A 16,872-nucleotide genomic window follows, 5' to 3' on the forward strand; every position below is an offset into this window, starting at 1 on the left:
AGGACATTGCAGGAACTTGAAACAATGTGTGGACGGGGCAAATATGACAAACTTTTTTCGCAGTAAAAAACTTTCCCAGCGGCAATCTGAGCAAGTTCAAAATGAGAAGATCAAAAAGAATATAAACATTTAAATAACAGCCACTTATAGTGACAAATAAAAATATAAAAACGTCAAAATCGTTCTAATCAACTTCGTTTTTATATAAAAAGCTCAAAAATCGTGAGCGACTTCACTTAGGTTTTAGGCGTTTTAACGGAACTTTATATTCAGAGAGAAAAAACTTTGAGATAACTCGCAACAATAGGGGCGTAAGGTCGGCTCAATAAAGTGGATTTTGACGAATTTGTTTCGCGTCGAAAAGCTTGACCTTCCCCTTGCAGGAAGGTTTATGCTCTGCACATTACTATTATTGAGGACAAATTATGTATCAGTTTGTTGTACCTATGTCGGGACTCAACTGCATGGGCTGTGCGAGAAAAGTTGAGAAAGCTTTACATGCCAATCACAGTGTTGAGATCATTAATTTGTCCCCGACGATGGTAGAGGTGAAAACCGAATCTTCACTCTCTTCTATTATTGAATCCATCGAATCGCTGGGCTACCACGCCGGTCACCAATATCAATTCCATTTAACGGGTTTGAGCTGTAGTGGCTGCGTGAAAAAGCTCTCTTCTTTATTAGAATCAAATCAAGACGTCATTACATTCCAAGCCTCTACAACACAACTTGACATCACAACCCTACTCTCTGAGCAACAAGTGATCGATCTCGTTGCGACATTGGGCTATACCGCTAGCATCGAGACTATCGAGGCTAAAGAAGAAGTCACAGAGCAAATAACGCCCGCAATAAAAGAAGCGCATCTCGATCGTAACCAACCCGAATCTGCCAATGTTCAGCTACAGATGCTGATTCAAGGCATGACATGTGCCAGCTGTGTATCTTCGGTAGAGAAAGCACTCACTAATGTCGAAGGCATAGAGAAAGCACAGGTCAATCTTGCAGAGCAGAGCGCGTTAGTATTTGCAAACCAAGATAGTGAAATGCTTCATCAAGCCATCATCGAGTCAGTAAAACAAGCGGGCTATCGAGCAGAAATCCTTCAAGACGCAGCAACGCAACAAGAAAAACAAGCAGCACAGCAACTTGCTCAACAAAAGCGCTTTAAACTTGATGCTATCGCAGGCTTAGTCGTTGGTGCACCATTGATGCTCTGGGGTGTGTTTGGTGGCAACATGGTTATCCGAGATGCCAGTGATCAAATGGTTTGGGGTGCGATAGGTATTCTCTGTCTATTATTGCTGGCGACAGCAGGTAAGCACTTCTTTACTAACGCATGGTTAGCAGCCACTCACAAACGTGCCACCATGGACACTTTAGTTGCCCTAGGTACTGGTGCCGCGTGGTTCTATTCAATGCTTGTGGTGATTTTTCCTGATTGGTTCCCACTCGCCTCTCGCCATGTTTACTTTGAAGCAAGTGCGATGATCGTCGGTCTGATTTCTCTTGGTCACTATATAGAAGCAAAAGCAAAGGCAAATACAACACGCTCATTGCAAGCTCTGATTAACCTACAACCTCAGCAAGCCACCGTCATTACTGAAAATGGCGATCAGCAAATTGCGGTTGAGCAAATCACGTTGGGCATGAAGCTACGCATCAAACCGGGTGAGAAAGTGCCCGTTGATGGTATCGTGATTCAGGGGGAATCATACATTGATGAATCTATGCTAACTGGTGAACCCGTACCCGTGTTAAAAGCGCAAGAGGCTCAAGTCTCTGCGGGCACACTAAATACCGATGGCGCTCTAATTATTGAAGCCACCGGCATCGGTGCAAATACCATGCTAGCGCGTATTATCCGTATGGTGCGCACCGCACAAAGCAGTAAGCCAGCAATTGCCAAATTAGCGGATCAGATTTCTGCTGTATTCGTCCCTGTGGTTGTCGGTATCGCAATCCTTGCTGCTTTGGTTTGGTTCGCAGTAGGTCCAGAACCTAAAGCCAGCTACATGCTTGTGGTAACGACGACTGTACTGATTATTGCCTGTCCTTGTGCGCTTGGCTTAGCAACACCATTGTCGGTCACCGTAGGCGTGGGCAAAGCCGCAGAACTGGGTATCTTGATCAAAGACGCAGACGCACTGCAATTGGCGAGCAAAGTCGACACCGTCGTATTCGACAAAACCGGTACGTTAACTCAGGGCAAACCCAGTGTGCAGCAAGTATTTACTCACGCCACCAGCCAAGAACACTTGTTAGCATTAGCATACTCAGCAGAGCGTCAATCTGAGCACCCATTAGCAAAAGCCGTGTGTGATTACGCTAAGGAAAATGCGGCTGAAGATATCGAGTTGGACGCTTTTGAAAACATTCGCGGTCGCGGCATTCTTGCAACTTACCAAGCACAACCACTGCTGATTGGTTCATTGCAGTTTATGCAAACAGAGCAGGTAGATACTTCCGCGATGGAGCAAGCCATTCAAGATTGCGCCAACAACGCATGGACACCGGTTGCCATTTCCCTCAACAACGAACTGATTGGTTTAATTGCCATCGCTGATCCAATTAAATCTGATGCCAAACAAGCAGTCACTGCACTAAAATTACAGGGTATCAACACAGTGATGCTCACTGGTGATAATCAACACGTAGCGACAGCCATCGGCAACGAATTAGGCATTGATGAAGTCATTGCTCAGGTGATGCCAGATGAGAAAGCGCAACATATAAAACAACTACAATCACAGGGACAAACTGTCGCCATGATTGGTGATGGTATTAATGACGCACCCGCTCTCGCTCTCGCCGATCTCGGCGTTGCAATGGGCAGCGGCAGTGATGTGGCGATCGAAAGTTCACAAATGACGATTCTTAATACATCACCAATGGCAATTGTTCATGCCATCGAACTGTCTCGTGCAACATTGAAGAACATGAAACAAAACCTGTTTGGTGCCTTTGTTTATAACTCGTTGGGTATTCCAATCGCCGCTGGCGTGCTCTACCCAGCATTCGGATTCCTACTCAGTCCTGTTGTTGCTGGCGCAGCAATGGCACTGTCTTCAATCACAGTCGTGAGTAATGCAAATCGACTACGACTGTTTACCATTAAGTAAGCGACACTTCTTATAGAGGATATTATGAAGTTGAAACTATTGACCTTTACAATGCTTGCTGTCACATCGGCGAACGTATTAGCCGCTGATGTCATCAACCACAAATCGCCATACTGTGGCTGCTGTGGAGAATGGACGAAACACATGGAAGAGAACGGCTTTACCGTCGAAGAAAAGCTGCACGATGACATGAACGCGGTTAAACGCGACTTGGGCATCAAGAATGAACAGCTTTACTCGTGCCACACCGCAGAAATTAATGGCTACGTATTTGAAGGTCATATTCCTGCTGACGACATTAAAGCCTTTTTAGAAAACCCACCTCGCAACGCAAAAGGCCTTGCGGTACCCGGCATGCCTATGGGATCACCGGGTATGGAGTATGGCGATAAAAAAGACAGTTACGCCGTCTACGCCTACAACGACAAAGGTCAGGTTTACGAATACCGCTTCCACAAAGGCAACGACCAGTAAAAACAAAGCCCAGCGAGACATACCGCTGGGCTTTTTCTTAATGGACAGTTAAGACAAAACTCTTTAATTAGAAGCCGTAAGACGCACCAAATACGAATGCGTTGTTCACTAGGCTATCACCCACCGCATTTTCCGCACCGTGTGCTTGGCTACGGAACTCGAAGTAAGGCTGAACGCCCTTACGAGTCCATGTTGCACGTAGCTCGTGGTCCATCGTTTCTGCTTCAATCATGTAAACGTTGTTGTAGCTCAAGGTCACATCTTCGTTCATTACGTAACCAATGCGGTTATCCATACGGTAGTCTGTTTTCGCGTCTGCAGACGTTGCATCGATGTGCGCGCGAGTACGGTTGCTCAGTGAGATGCCGTTATCAAAGTTGTAACCGATCTTTACAAGTGGACGGTACTGGATGCTCTCACCAGCAGAGAATAGGTGTTGGTAGCCCGCAGCAACCCATAGATGATCAGTGATGTTGAAAGATTGCTCACCACCTACAGTGATGGCTGGCGTTGTGTTGCCTGCGCCGCCATTTTCAGTTTCTAGTTTGCCTAGCTGAATACCATCAAACTCAGTGTAAACCGTAAGACCGCCGAATTGGTTATCAAACGTATGACCCGCTTCTAGCGTAGATGTCATGTCTGAACCGTGAATTCGACCGTCATCGTGGAATTGGATGTTACCAGTTACATAAGATGAACCCGCGAAAGCGCTTGAAGCGAAAACAAGAGAAAGTGCACTTAGTGCTAAAACGTTTTTCATAATTACTGCCTTTATTTGTTCACGTTATGCGACGAGTTTTTTGGCTATCACTTGCCTCTCATCACATACTTTGGGATGTGCCTCCCTGGCGACGGCAATACTGCGCAATTTAATTCGCATTGAAAAATAAATCGTTTAAAACAGTGATCAAATTCAAATCGTGATTTTCGAAAATAAAAAAAGTTTATTAAATACAGTGGTTTGATATAAAAACTAAAAATTCGTCAAAAAAATAAAGTGTGAAGTAAGGCATATCTCCCCTTTTATTTGACAGTTAAATACACATCCAGATCACACTATGACAGACACCCTAAATTAGAAACTTAATTATCAATAAAAAATAATTAGACATTGATCACGCTTATTTTCCGAAGAAAAATAAACAAAGCCCCCAACATAAGTTGAGGGCTTTGAGTAAGGAACTATGATTTTAATGAATACTGAGCGCTATTATTTCACGCTAGTGATACGGCTTACCTTCTCACCTGTCGCAGATACCGAGCGGATGAAGACTTCACCAGTTACATTTGGACGAGCGTTGTCTGCATAAGTCAACCAGTTCTCACCATCCAGAGAGTATTGAAGCGTTACGCCAGGGAACTGAACGTTCATTGCTAGCTTACCATCTTCTACTTTTGCACCTGGTACTGGTAGGCGGTAGTCGATACCTGATTTTTCTAGCTTAGCCAGTTCACGTTGACCAAGTACGTTCGCAAAGCGGTTGTAGTCTTGGTTTAGCGATGCTTTATCAACTAGATTAGAGTTTTGCGAGTACTCAACACCAACTTTGTAGTCGTTTTCCCAGTCAGCGCGGTGCCATGCACGCTCAGCAGCAGCGAGGACGCGAGGGAATACCATGTACTCGTATTGCTCGTCGTTACGTACTGTCTCAGACCAAAGTTGTGCAGATAGACCGTAGAAAGGTTTCGCTTCGATTTCACCTTTACCAGTAAAGCCATTGCCATCGCGATCTACAGAAGTTTCTGCGTTTTGAGGCATGTTCTCTGGTGCAAAGCCAAACATCTTACGAGTATCCGTTGCACGTGTTGCCCAGTAGTAACCACGCTCTTTCGGATCAACTTCGTATGGCATATCCATGTACACGTAATCTGGGTTAGAAACAATCACGTCGTAACCTTTCTTAGACCACTCGTACACTGACGAAGTACCGCCCCAGTAAAGAACGTCCCAGAAGTTTACGCGAGTATTTTCTGTAGCGAACGCTTTTTCGCCGTCACTGTATTTCAAACCATCTTGCCAAGCTTGGAAGTTTGGAATGCCTTTCTCAGCAACAATCTTCGACACTTCTTCTGCGAAGTGGCTTGGTAGATGAGCAAAGTCACTGACTGTGCCATCTGTGATTAGCGTCTGACATTGTGGAGACTGTGCAAACGGCTTGTCTTGTTTAGACAGGTCAATCGTGCCTTTCCAGCTTACTTTATCTTCTGCGTTAACGTCTTGGAAACCAGCACCTAGCTTGATGTTCTTCGCTTCGTCACCACCGAAGTGCCAAGTTGTTAGTGGAGCGCCAGCTTCTTGGTGCATTGCTGCCACTTCTGAAATCACCTTATCAACAAAGCGAGTTGAAGATTCCAGGTTGATGAAGCTTTGCTTATTGTAGAACTGAACCGTCGTTACGTTTGATGTATCTTGAGGATCCATCAGACGGTATTCGTTCGCTTCAGCTTCTTTACCTTCTTCCATTAGGCGGTCGTAACGAGCTTCCATTGATACTACTGCTGCACGAGCGTGAGCTGGCATATCGATTTCTGGAATCACTTCAATGTTACGTGCTTTCGCGTATTTCAAGATTTCCACGTAGTCTGCTTTGCTGAAGTAGCCAGAGCCAAAGTTGTCTGTCGTTGGACCAGAGCCAAGCTGAGGCAGTAAACAGCTTTTCTCTTGTGTATCGAAACAACGGTTAGCACCCACTTCTGTCAGCTCAGGCAGACCCGGGATTTCTAAACGCCAGCCTTCATCATCGGTTAGGTGAAGGTGAAGTTTGTTCATCTTGTACGCTGCCATTTGGTCTAGCGTTGCAAGGATTGCGTCCTTAGAGTGGAAGTTACGAGCCACATCCACCATCACACCACGGTAATCAAAACGAGGCGCATCTTTAATAGACAGTTGTGGTAGAGAATCAGCATTTTGGCTATCTACCAGGCCAAAGATAGATTGTACTGCGTAGAAAGCGCCTGCTTGGTCGAACGCTTTAATCACAATACCGTCGCCTTTGATGCTCATTTCGTAAGCACCAGATTTTGCTAATTCACCGGTGAAGTCTGCAGGAACAACAGTGATGCTTACAGGAAGATCACCACGAACGTCCACACCTACCACTTCTGCACGATCTTGAATCGCTGCGAACTGAGTCGCATCGAATGCGTCTTCAGGCAGCGCAATACCATCCGCGATATCTACTTTGCCTTTACCCGCTTCAACGTGCATTGGTGTTGGTAGCAACGTGGTTGATACGTCTTGTGTTGCTAGGTCTTCGTTTTTCTCAAAACGAGACACAGCGTTTGCAAATACATTGTTGTCATCTGGTGTACGTTTTAGGTTGTTACCTTCAAGACCCGTCACAAAAGACGCAACATCTTCAGTATTTAGAGAAGCAATCATCTTAGGTTCTGCGTTTGGAGCAGAAACGAATGCACCCGGCATGAAGTCAGTTTCAAATAGTTGCCAGTATTCACCAACCAATGGAAGAACAACCTCTTCACCGGCAGCGAAGCCGTCAAACTTATCTGTTGGTTCTAGCTTATGTAGGTCACCCGTTACACGAGAGATTTTGAACTGCTCGTTGTCAACATCCAGAATCAGACGAATGCTGTGGAAGTAAATAGCCCAATCTTTTGAGTCAACAGCTTCACCTTGGTTAACAAGCGTCATGTTTACTTTGTTACAAGAAGCCCATTCTGCGCCCATATCTTGGCACGCAAGACCTTCGTTAGCACCATGGTTAGTTAACACTTCATATTGGATATCAAGGTTATCAGCCAGTGAGTTTACAACTTGTTGCTCAGAGCTCTGTAGTGAAGAGCAGCCTGCCAATGTAGCGATAACAGAAGCAGCAATCAGACTATGTTTCAACATCTTACTTTCCCCAAAAAGTCAGTGGTTCAAAACGACATTTATTAAAAATGGTGAGCACCTAAATGCGAGGCGCTTAACAGTTGCATTCAACATACAAGCAGTTATTTCTAAGCGTAAAATTAATAAAACTAAGAAGTGATCTGGCTCAAATTAAGCCAAGCATTCAAAAATATAAACATAATAATTTCAACAAGTTAAACTTTACGTTAAAAGCGGCTAACTTTTTTTGACGAGTTTGTTGCGATCTCAATCACGAATATCGATGGGTTTCGACTGATTTTGTAGGATTCTGATCACTATTGGTTATTAAGTGAACCATTAACAACAAACTCAATTGAAACACTTTCGTGAATTACCTCTCATTTCCTAGCCGTTAAAACTCGTCAATTTTTTAAAAAATGACGATTTTGCCGAACCATGTTATAGATAAAGTGCCTATTGAATTCGAGGAGCAAAATATGTTTCGACTCTTGTCCGTGATGTCATCTCTGATCGTCTTTTTTACTTCTTATTCTGTTCAAGCCGAACCACAACACTGGCTGGCAAAGAAGGGCGAGACGGAATACATGATTATCGGGTCTGTACATGTCGGCGATAAAAGCATGTATCCATTACCAGAAGCTGTGACTCGGTTCCTGACAAACAGTAATGGTTTAATCATCGAAGCAGACATTCGAAATACAGAAGGGGTGACTTACCCGGAAACCTCGCTTCACGCTAGGGATGTTTTAGATAAAACACAGCGCAAACATCTTGCTGAAATAGCCAATGACCTAGGTCTACAAGAAGCACAGTTACTCAATGCACCGCCATGGTCTGCGGCTTTGACAATCCAATTAATGTTGGTGAACAAACTTGGTTACGCGTCTGATCAAGGTGTCGACATGCACCTAATTAACTTAGCTGACCAACAAAAAGTACCAGTACTTGCTTTGGAGAGTGTGCAATTCCAATTGGACTTAATCACAGGACAAAAAGATGGCGGTAAAGAGTTTCTGCTCTCTTCTATTGAAGAATATGACGGTGGCGACAAACTGGTACAATGCTTAATCGACAGTTGGAAGAGCGGCGATGGTAGCTCACTTGAAGCAGCATCGGCGAGTGAACAATCCAGTGATGAGTTCAATGAAGCCTTTCTCTATTCCCGTAACCGCGACTGGGCTCAGAAACTCGATACAGGTAGTGTACTACCGAAAAAATCCGGTAAATACACCGTGGTGGTAGGCAGCTTACATCTAGTAGGTAAAGACAATGTAATCGAACTATTAGAAAAACGCGGTTTCACTGTCAAACCACTAGCAAAAACTCACAAAGCAGACTGCGATATTGGATAAAGAAGATAGCTCCATTTGCTGGTATGCTTACATCTACTTATCGTGTTGTATTTGTAGGCAAATGACGCTTACGTCACGCTGACAAATGCGGTCACCTATTGGATACTATCGAGTCAATCCTTAAACAACTTCAAATTTGATAAGAGCCTTTATGACGTTCAAAGCCTCATTATTATGCCTTGCTAGCGCGCTACTTTTGCCATCGCTTGCCCATGCAAAATCGTCTTGTACGATTGAAGACTTCCAACCTATTGATATTACGCCGGATACAAAAGGCGGTGTTTTGGATAAAGAAAGTGGACAGTTTCTCATTAACCAAAAGCCTATGATGCGTTGTGCAAACATCACTTTTTCAACCGCCCATACTCGTAACCGCGTCGCTCATATGATGAACCAGAACTTTGAAGCTACTTACTTTGATGGCAAAACTGGTCAGTCTCATTCCGCTACTTTTGATGAAGATGAGCTAAAAGCTGGGTACATTAAAATCGGTCCAAATCATCCAAAAACGGCTTACGTTTGTTTCACGACGTCCGAAACTCCGATTAAAGACATTAGTTGTGATGTGAACTAGCGAGAAGCGCAGTTTTATCATATCACTCAGAACAATAGAGAGATTCCCGACTGCGCTCCTTCGTCGCTTTCGGGAATGACGCCTTTGAATTCAGTGCTTTTTATTCGTCATCCTCAAGAGCGAGGGACGAGCGAGTTGGGGATCTCTTACGTTTTCATTTACCAGTTGATGAAAGCTGATTTGCCTCAAAGCGTTCCTTCTCTCGCATCTCGAAGAGCAGAGTCTGTTCCCGAAGCGAAGCGTTCTCGATTCAAAAAGCCGTAAAACGCAAAAAAGCCGTAGCATTTCTGCTACGGCTTTCTCTAATACGGTCGGTGAAGAGCCATATTCTAACTTCAGGCGAACCCCATTTGGTTCACTACTATCAAAGCCAAATTTGCGACCGCTAAAACGACGAAAGCCTGCTCATTGAGCAGGCTTTCTGAAAGTGGTCGGTGAAGAGGGATTCGAACCCCCGACCCTCTGGTCCCAAACCAGATGCGCTACCAAGCTGCGCTATTCACCGAGATGTTTAACTGAGGACTTATCCCCGTCAACGGATGCGTATATTACGGATTCTTTAGTTAGACGCAAGCGCTTTTTACAAAAAAACGTAATGTCTTAATTCGTTTGACGATTTACTGAACACTAGCACGTGAAATGTGACTAAGAACCCACAATAAAACACAGTTTATTAACCTTGGCAACATAATTGATCCAGATCAGTGTGCAAAAAAACACCACCCATTAACGTTGTCCATGTCGGAAATATCTTGGAGGAAACGTATGGACTTTTGGCTTGATCTCCTATTTGGTAATGCGGTGGGACTATCGTCAATGATAGTAATCTTTGGGGCAATTGGTCTGATGTTGTTTTACGGCGGTTTCTTCATTTACAAGATTATGAACGACAAATCTCCTCACTAGATCTCGCTTAGCTCTAGAAACGCTTTGCACCGGAGTTGGTTACTTGCCTGCTCCGGTTTTTTATTTGATCTCAATGCACTACTCATTGATATAATCTTACTATTCCTACCCTGTTCTTTATGAGATTGCCGTTATGTCTCAAGACGACGATTTTGATCTGTTTCAACAGATGATGGGCGACGTAAAGCCTATCGACCACGATACTGCAGAGCACAAAAAAGTGCACCAAGTGACGGACGCTCAGATGGCGAAACGCGAAGCCGCAATTTGGCTTACTGAAGACGACCCAGAGTACCTGTCGATTGACCATGCAGAAATGCTCAAACCCGATGACTTTATCGAATTCAAACGGGATGGTGTACAAGATGGTGTATACCGCAAACTACGCCTTGGTAAATACCCAATTCAAGCTCGACTTGATCTGCACCGTAAGACACTGAAAGAAGCACGTGACGAAGTAGTCAAATTCCTCAAGCAATGTATTGAGATGGATATCCGTACCGTCGTGATCGTACATGGTCGTGGCGAGCGCTCTAATCCACCAGCATTAATGAAAAGTTTCGTCAGCAGTTGGTTACAACAGATCCGTGAAGTGCAATGCGTGCATAGTGCACAACGATTCCACGGTGGCAGCGGCGCCGTTTACGTTCTATTAAGAAAGAGTGCTGAAAAGAAAATGGAGACGCGTGAACGTCATCAAAAACGTTTAGGCTAACTCGAATCTCGGTGCTAGAATGCCCGACCTTATCTTGTCTTGCTGCAATTAACTGCGGCAAGACAACCTTTATTAACCGCCGTTGTGAAACGTTAGGAGACCAACATGTCACAAGACAACGCAAAACGCTTAAACAAATACATCAGCGAAACGGGCTTCTGCTCACGTCGTGAAGCCGACCGTCTTATCGAGCAAGGTCGTGTCACCATTAATGGTCAACAACCAGAAATGGGAACAAAAGTACTTCCAGGCGATGACGTTTGTGTCGATGGAAACCCTGTTGCAGCAAAAGAAAAACCGATTTATATCGCGTTGAACAAACCAACGGGCATCACCTGTACAACTGAACGCGACATCCCGGGCAACATCGTTGATTTCATCGGTCATAAAAAGCGTATCTTCCCTATCGGTCGTCTGGATAAGCCTTCAGATGGTTTGATCTTTCTGACTAACGATGGTGATATCGTAAATAAGATTCTGCGTGCAGGTAACAACCACGAAAAAGAATACGTGGTGCGTGTTGATAAGCCTATTACTGGCGAATTCCTAAAACAGATGTCGAGCGGTGTGAAAATCCTCGATACAGTCACGCTACCTTGTCAGGTAACAAAAGAAACCAAATTCTCTTTCCGCATCGTGTTAACGCAAGGTTTGAACCGTCAAATCCGTCGTATGTGTGAAGCGCTCGGCTACGAAGTATTTAAACTGCGTCGCGTACGTATCATGAACATCTCACTTGATGGCATTCCAAATGGTAAATGGCGTTACCTGAGTGACGATGAAGTGGCAGAGATCCTAGCAATGTGTGAAGGTTCAGTGGGCACAGAGGAAGCGTCAAAGACAGATTCTAAAGGTCGTAACATTCGTAAAGCGACCGATGCCAAACTATTTGATAGCCGCGAAGAAAATCAAGGTTCAACGGCACGCCGTAACCAAAAAACACGTACCTTCCGTGGTAACAACGCGGATGAATTCCGACATGCGCCAAATTCTAAAAAAGGTCAGCAAAAACGTCGCCAACGTGATGATGAGAATGCACGCCCTGCAAAAGAGCACTACAAAGCGAAACCACAAGGTGAACGCAGTAAGCCTCAAGGTGATCACAATAAACCTCAATCACCGAGCAAGCCTAAGCAGCATTACATGAATCCAAATGCAGCGAAGCCAAGCAAACCAACGAAACGCACAGGCGGCACGTTGAGCCTGAAGAAGTAACCATTCGCTCCATCACAAGATCAAAAAAGGACGCTCATCAGCGTCCTTTTTATTGGTCATGTATACCCAAGTAACCTCGAGATGCTAGGTTCAGCGAGAATGACTTGGTTTGTAGACGCGGCGACGATTTAAAGATCTAGTCACTCTAAATCAAGAATCGGCAACAAAGTATACAAGCCAAGACAACTCGCCCTTCGGGAGCGTGTCATTGCCTCGATTTCTGCGTCAAACAACTTGGAAAGAGCTGGCTATTACGCGGTGTTGTTTTCCTTGAACTCGAATCAATGACAACGCTCTGAATCCTGCATCTTGAAGTCACTTGGGTATATTTACAGACAAAGAGGAGCAAATTGACCACGTGTTAGACTCAACAAATCTTTGGGTGCCAATTCAATTTCTAAACCACGCTTACCTGCGCTCACACAGATCGTCTCTTGCTGTGTTGCACTTTCATGCAGAAAAGTAGGCAGCGCTTTCTTCTGCCCCAATGGGCTGATTCCACCCACAACATAACCTGTGGTCTTTTGAGCGATTTCAGGATCTGCCATGTCCGCTTTCTTACCTTTCGCAGCTTTCGCCGCCAATTTTAGGTTCAATTTTTGATCGACAGGAATGATCGCAACGGCAAGGTTCTTAGGCTCGCCGTTTAAGCAAAACAGCAAAGTCTTAAATACTTTCTTTGGATCTTGTCCCAATACTTCTGCTGCTTCTAATCCGTAGCTGTCTGCTCTTGGATCATGCTCATATTGGTGAATGGTGTGTGAAACTTTTTTCTTTTTCGCAAGATTAATGGCCGGAGTCATCAAGATTCTCCTTATAAAACAAAAAACGCTGCCCCTAGTGAGGAGCAGCGCTTTAAGTTAATGGTATCAGCGACTTTGAGTCAATCGCTTTTTACTTGTAAACCATCTCACCTGAAGGCGCGTATTCGTTTACGTCAATTGGGCTGTGTGACTCTAGGTACTCTTTCAGTACTTCAGCATCCGTAAAGCCTGTATTTACGTAACCTGGGTGAGTGTTAACTTTCGGGTAGCCGTCACCGCCTGAAGCGTTGTAACTTGGTACAGTAAAGCGGTACTCACCATCAAGTCGAAGCTGTTTGCCACCGATAAATACATTTGCTACTTTGCCATTCTCAACAGTCATTGAAATACCAGCGAACTGAGCGTAAGCGCCAGAATCAACAGGTTTCGTTGCAACAACATTTAGGTAGTCTAGTACTTCTTTACCAGACATATCTACGTAAGAAACCATGTTGCCAAATGGTTGAACGGTCAGCACATCTTTGTACGTGATGTCACCCGCTTCAATTGAATCACGAACACCACCTGAGTTCATTACAGCGAAGTCTGCTTTCGCACGCTCCATGTGTGCTGTTGCGATCAGACGACCAAGGTTCGTTTGTTGGAAACGTACCACATTACGATCACCTTCCAGTTTGCCATTGGATTCTGCAATCTTAACGTTTAGCTTGCCTTGACCTTTTTCTTGGTAAGGACGTAGGAAATCAAGCATAGCTTCATCTTGCGCGATCTCATCTTGGATAAGCACGCGTTGAGATTTACCATCAACTTTGATCTTCTTCTTCAGGTTCACAGGGATCAGATCGTAGCTCACCATAGACAATTCGCCGTTGCGGAATTCGTAATCAGCTCGACCAACGTACTTACCCCACTCGTACGCTTGTACGATGTAAGTGCCGTTTTGCTCATCTGGTTTACACTCTTCACCCGGCTTGAAGTTCTTCTTAATAACGTTTGGACCTTCCATACATACAGGCTCTTGTGAGTGACCACCCACAATCATGTCCAAATCACCTTCATTTAGGTAGCGAGCCAACGCAACATCACCCGGAGCGTTCACACCACGGTTGCCGTTTTCGTAGTGACCCATATGTGTCACTGCAAAGATAAGGTCTGGCTTCTCAGTTTCTTTTAGCTCAGCGATCAGCTTCTTCGCTTCTTCTTTCGGATCACGGAAGTCAACTTGACCAATGTACTCTGGGTTACCTAGTTTTGCTGTGTCTTCTGTCGTTAGACCGATCACGGCAATCTTGATGCCTTGCTTATTGAACATTGCGTAAGGTTGGAACAAGCGCTCACCGGTTTCCTTATCGTAAATGTTCGCAGACAGCATTGGGAAGTTAGCCCACTCTTGCTGCTTGAATAGCACGTCAAGTGGGTTATCGAACTCATGGTTACCCAACGCCATCGCGTCGTAACCAATTTTGCTCATGCCTTTGAAATCTGGTTCCGCATCTTGCAGATCTGATTCAGGAACACCTGTATTGATATCGCCGCCTGACAGTAGAAGAACGCTGCCACCCTCTGCTTGAATTTCTGTACGTAGCTCGTCGATCAATGTCTTGCGAGCTGCCATACCATACTCACCGTATTTGTTTTGCCAGAAGCGACCGTGGTGGTCGTTCGTGTGCAGTACAGTCAGTTTGTATGTTGTATCTTCATTCCATTCATGTGCTGGTTGCGTTGCACATCCGGCAAGAGTTGCCAGAATCGCCGCGCTCAAAGCGGTTTTTACAATCAGGCGTTGCTTCATTGTTTTACCTTTTTATCGTCTGGGGTCCACTGCAGACGCTCTTAACCCTTTAAAGGAGCTCCGTCCATATAGTTAAGAGCGCTAAAACTTGACGTAGTTTATAGGAAGAATTGCACGCTAACATATTGATTTCATAATTATGATGCATTGATCACTAATGACTATTTTAACAACTGCAACTCTGACGCTACGTTTCAACAGATTATAGACCCATTCACAGGCAACCGTTTTGCTGTGACATTGGCAGGCATTTCAATGCAATTGGTAAGCGAGAAGCGAGAAGCGAGAAGCGAGAAGCGAGAAGCGAGAAGCGAGAAAAGAATAATTTGGCAGAATGAATATGCCAATACAAAAATGGTCAGCACATTGGCTGACCATTTCCCACAAACATTCAGTAAACTGATTATTTGATATCGATGCTGTCGAAGCTCTTAATGAGGTCATCTAGTGACTTCATTTGCGCTAGGAATGGCTCAAGTTTATCTAGAGGCAGTGCAGACGGACCATCACAGCGAGCTTGATCTGGGTTCGGGTGCGCTTCAATAAACAGACCTGCGATGCCTGTTGCTAGACCCGCTTTCGCAAGTTCAACGGTTTGCTCACGACGACCACCAGATGCCGCGCCCGACGGATCGCGCATTTGTAGCGAGTGCGTTACGTCAAAAATGATTGGGCTGCCTTTTGATGCGTTCTTCATGACACCAAAACCAAGCATATCAACCACTAGGTTGTCGTAACCATGGCAAGAGCCGCGCTCACATAAAATGATGTTTTCGTTACCACACTCAGCAAACTTCTCAACGATGTTACCTACTTGACCAGGGCTCATGAACTGAGGTTTTTTAACGTTGATCACCGCGCCTGTTTTCGCCATTGCTTCTACAAGGTCAGTTTGACGAGCTAGGAATGCAGGAAGTTGGATAACATCAACCACATCAGCGACAGGTTGAGCTTGTTCCTCAGTGTGAACATCAGTGATGATCTTCACGCCAAACGTGTCTTTCAGCTCTTGGAAGATTTTCATGCCTTCTTCCAGACCAGGACCACGGTATGAATGAACAGAACTGCGGTTTGCTTTATCGAACGATGCCTTGAACACGTATGGGATGCCAAGTTTGTCGGTTACTTTTACGTAGTGCTCACAGATCTGCATAGCAAGATCACGAGACTCAAGAACGTTCATACCTGCAAATAGGGTGAATGGCTTGTCGTTAGCAACCTGAATGTCGCCAATATTAACGATTTTCTGTTCCATTTTGATTCTCTTTTGTCTGTCTTCAACACGCCGCTTTCAGCATGCCGATAAAATTTAGTGAAGCGTAACGTGCTTTTCGCTCATCGCGTTAACTTGTGATTTTAGTAGCTCTGATGCCGGATCGTCTGGGCATTGGTCAATAAAGTACTGAAAATCTGAAACCGCTACCTGATGGCACTCCAATTGTTGGAAGATAAAGCCTCGGTCACGAATCTCGTATGGGTCGTCCGGTACGAAAGTCAGCGCAAGGTTGGTGCACCGTAGTGCTAACGTATAACGCTCTTCACGCAACATCGCACTTTTAATTAATGCCAACCAACGACCTATTACTGTTGGGTTATCCGCTTCTTCAAAGTGCTCAGGCTTCAAGGTTGCAAGTGGACCTTCTTGACCAATCAGCCAAGCTTGAAGGATTTTCTCACCGACGTATTCACCGTTAAATGGATTAATGTAGTCCGGCGTTTTGTGCATCCAATCTACTTTGATCAAAAATTGCGTCGGAAAGGTCACGCCTTTCATCGGAAAACCAAGTCGGTTCCCCAAGTAAAGTAGGACCGCCCCCAAACTAACGGGAATGCCTTTTTTACGCTCCAACACTTTATCAATGAAGCTATTGTCAGAGATAAAGTACTCTTGATCGTCGCCTTTAAAGCCCCATTCATAAAAGAACAAACGGAGAAACGAATCAAAACGTTGTTCTTCGTCCGTCTCGTGAACCAGAATAGCTTCCGCTTCTTTATAAAGACGTTCTAATTCTTGCTTTGCCCAATGCACATTAGTGTCTGGATTGATGGAGTGGTTCAGTTCTAACGCGCCTTCCACCAACGCCATGTTGTCAAAATCTTCGTCAAAAAACTCAAGCATG

13 protein-coding genes and 1 tRNA gene are annotated in these 16,872 nt (G+C 44.8%); 7 read left to right on the forward strand and 7 right to left on the reverse strand.

Annotation, left to right across the window (positions count from 1 at the left end; translation table 11 throughout):
- The first annotated feature begins 425 nt into the window (after positions 1-425).
- Together OH459_RS08395 and OH459_RS08400 are read left to right on the forward strand one after the other, a co-directional pair.
- Positions 426-3,122 carry a heavy metal translocating P-type ATPase gene (locus OH459_RS08395; RefSeq protein ID WP_172580415.1) on the forward strand — a complete coding sequence of 899 codons (2,697 nt, stop codon included), beginning with the start codon at positions 426-428 and terminating at the stop codon, positions 3,120-3,122.
- Between the two features lie 24 nt (positions 3,123-3,146).
- Positions 3,147-3,596: a DUF411 domain-containing protein gene (locus OH459_RS08400; RefSeq protein ID WP_005449230.1), complete on the forward strand. Its 450-nt coding sequence runs from the start codon at positions 3,147-3,149 to the stop codon at positions 3,594-3,596.
- A gap of 67 nt (positions 3,597-3,663) precedes the next feature.
- Here the strand turns inward: OH459_RS08400 and OH459_RS08405 are convergent, their stop codons facing one another.
- Positions 3,664-4,356: an oligogalacturonate-specific porin KdgM family protein gene (locus OH459_RS08405; RefSeq protein WP_172580414.1), complete on the reverse strand. Its 693-nt coding sequence runs from the start codon at positions 4,354-4,356 to the stop codon at positions 3,664-3,666.
- A gap of 450 nt (positions 4,357-4,806) precedes the next feature.
- The gene (locus OH459_RS08410; RefSeq protein WP_269986375.1) at positions 4,807-7,452 is read right to left on the reverse strand and encodes a beta-N-acetylhexosaminidase; all 2,646 of its coding nucleotides are present in this window, start codon (positions 7,450-7,452) and stop codon (positions 4,807-4,809) included.
- Between the two features lie 458 nt (positions 7,453-7,910).
- Here OH459_RS08410 and OH459_RS08415 point away from each other — a divergent pair, with 458 nt between their 5' ends.
- Both OH459_RS08415 and OH459_RS08420 read left to right on the forward strand, forming a co-directional pair.
- A complete protein-coding gene (locus OH459_RS08415; protein WP_009700726.1) occupies positions 7,911-8,786 on the forward strand; it encodes a TraB/GumN family protein in 876 nt (291 codons plus the stop codon).
- A gap of 151 nt (positions 8,787-8,937) precedes the next feature.
- Positions 8,938-9,360 carry a hypothetical protein gene (locus OH459_RS08420; protein WP_005449234.1) on the forward strand — a complete coding sequence of 141 codons (423 nt, stop codon included), beginning with the start codon at positions 8,938-8,940 and terminating at the stop codon, positions 9,358-9,360.
- Between the two features lie 428 nt (positions 9,361-9,788).
- On the opposite strand, the gene OH459_RS08425 is transcribed toward OH459_RS08420, so the two are convergent.
- A tRNA-Pro gene (locus OH459_RS08425) sits at positions 9,789-9,865 on the reverse strand.
- Positions 9,866-10,125: 260 nt separating this feature from the next.
- On the opposite strand from OH459_RS08425, the gene OH459_RS08430 reads away from it, so the two are divergent.
- The 3 genes from OH459_RS08430 to rluF all read left to right on the forward strand — a co-directional run bounded on the left by OH459_RS08430 (position 10,126) and on the right by rluF (position 12,196).
- Positions 10,126-10,266 carry a DUF3149 domain-containing protein gene (locus tag OH459_RS08430; RefSeq protein ID WP_005382236.1) on the forward strand — a complete coding sequence of 47 codons (141 nt, stop codon included), beginning with the start codon at positions 10,126-10,128 and terminating at the stop codon, positions 10,264-10,266.
- Positions 10,267-10,399: 133 nt separating this feature from the next.
- Positions 10,400-10,981, forward strand: coding sequence for a DNA endonuclease SmrA (gene smrA / locus OH459_RS08435; RefSeq protein WP_005449235.1), 582 nt, complete (start codon positions 10,400-10,402; stop codon positions 10,979-10,981).
- Between the two features lie 105 nt (positions 10,982-11,086).
- Positions 11,087-12,196 (forward strand): 23S rRNA pseudouridine(2604) synthase RluF, encoded by a 1,110-nt coding sequence (rluF, locus tag OH459_RS08440; RefSeq protein ID WP_009696823.1) that lies wholly within the window; start codon positions 11,087-11,089, stop codon positions 12,194-12,196.
- Between the two features lie 329 nt (positions 12,197-12,525).
- On the opposite strand, the gene ybaK is transcribed toward rluF, so the two are convergent.
- The 4 genes from ybaK to OH459_RS08460 form a co-directional block, all read right to left on the reverse strand.
- Entirely contained in the window at positions 12,526-12,999 is a 474-nt protein-coding gene (gene ybaK / locus OH459_RS08445; RefSeq protein ID WP_005449237.1) for a Cys-tRNA(Pro) deacylase, read from the reverse strand.
- A gap of 91 nt (positions 13,000-13,090) precedes the next feature.
- Positions 13,091-14,752: a bifunctional UDP-sugar hydrolase/5'-nucleotidase UshA gene (gene ushA, locus OH459_RS08450; RefSeq protein ID WP_009696822.1), complete on the reverse strand. Its 1,662-nt coding sequence runs from the start codon at positions 14,750-14,752 to the stop codon at positions 13,091-13,093.
- Positions 14,753-15,155: 403 nt separating this feature from the next.
- Positions 15,156-16,007 (reverse strand): 3-deoxy-8-phosphooctulonate synthase, encoded by an 852-nt coding sequence (kdsA, locus tag OH459_RS08455; protein WP_005449239.1) that lies wholly within the window; start codon positions 16,005-16,007, stop codon positions 15,156-15,158.
- A 54-nt stretch (positions 16,008-16,061) separates the two neighbouring features.
- Positions 16,062-16,871 carry a SirB1 family protein gene (locus OH459_RS08460; protein ID WP_005449240.1) on the reverse strand — a complete coding sequence of 270 codons (810 nt, stop codon included), beginning with the start codon at positions 16,869-16,871 and terminating at the stop codon, positions 16,062-16,064.
- Between the last annotated feature and the right edge of the window lies 1 nt (position 16,872).

This window comes from Vibrio sp. MM46, from assembly GCF_027587135.1.
Classification (GTDB): Bacteria; Pseudomonadota; Gammaproteobacteria; order Enterobacterales; family Vibrionaceae; genus Vibrio; species Vibrio harveyi.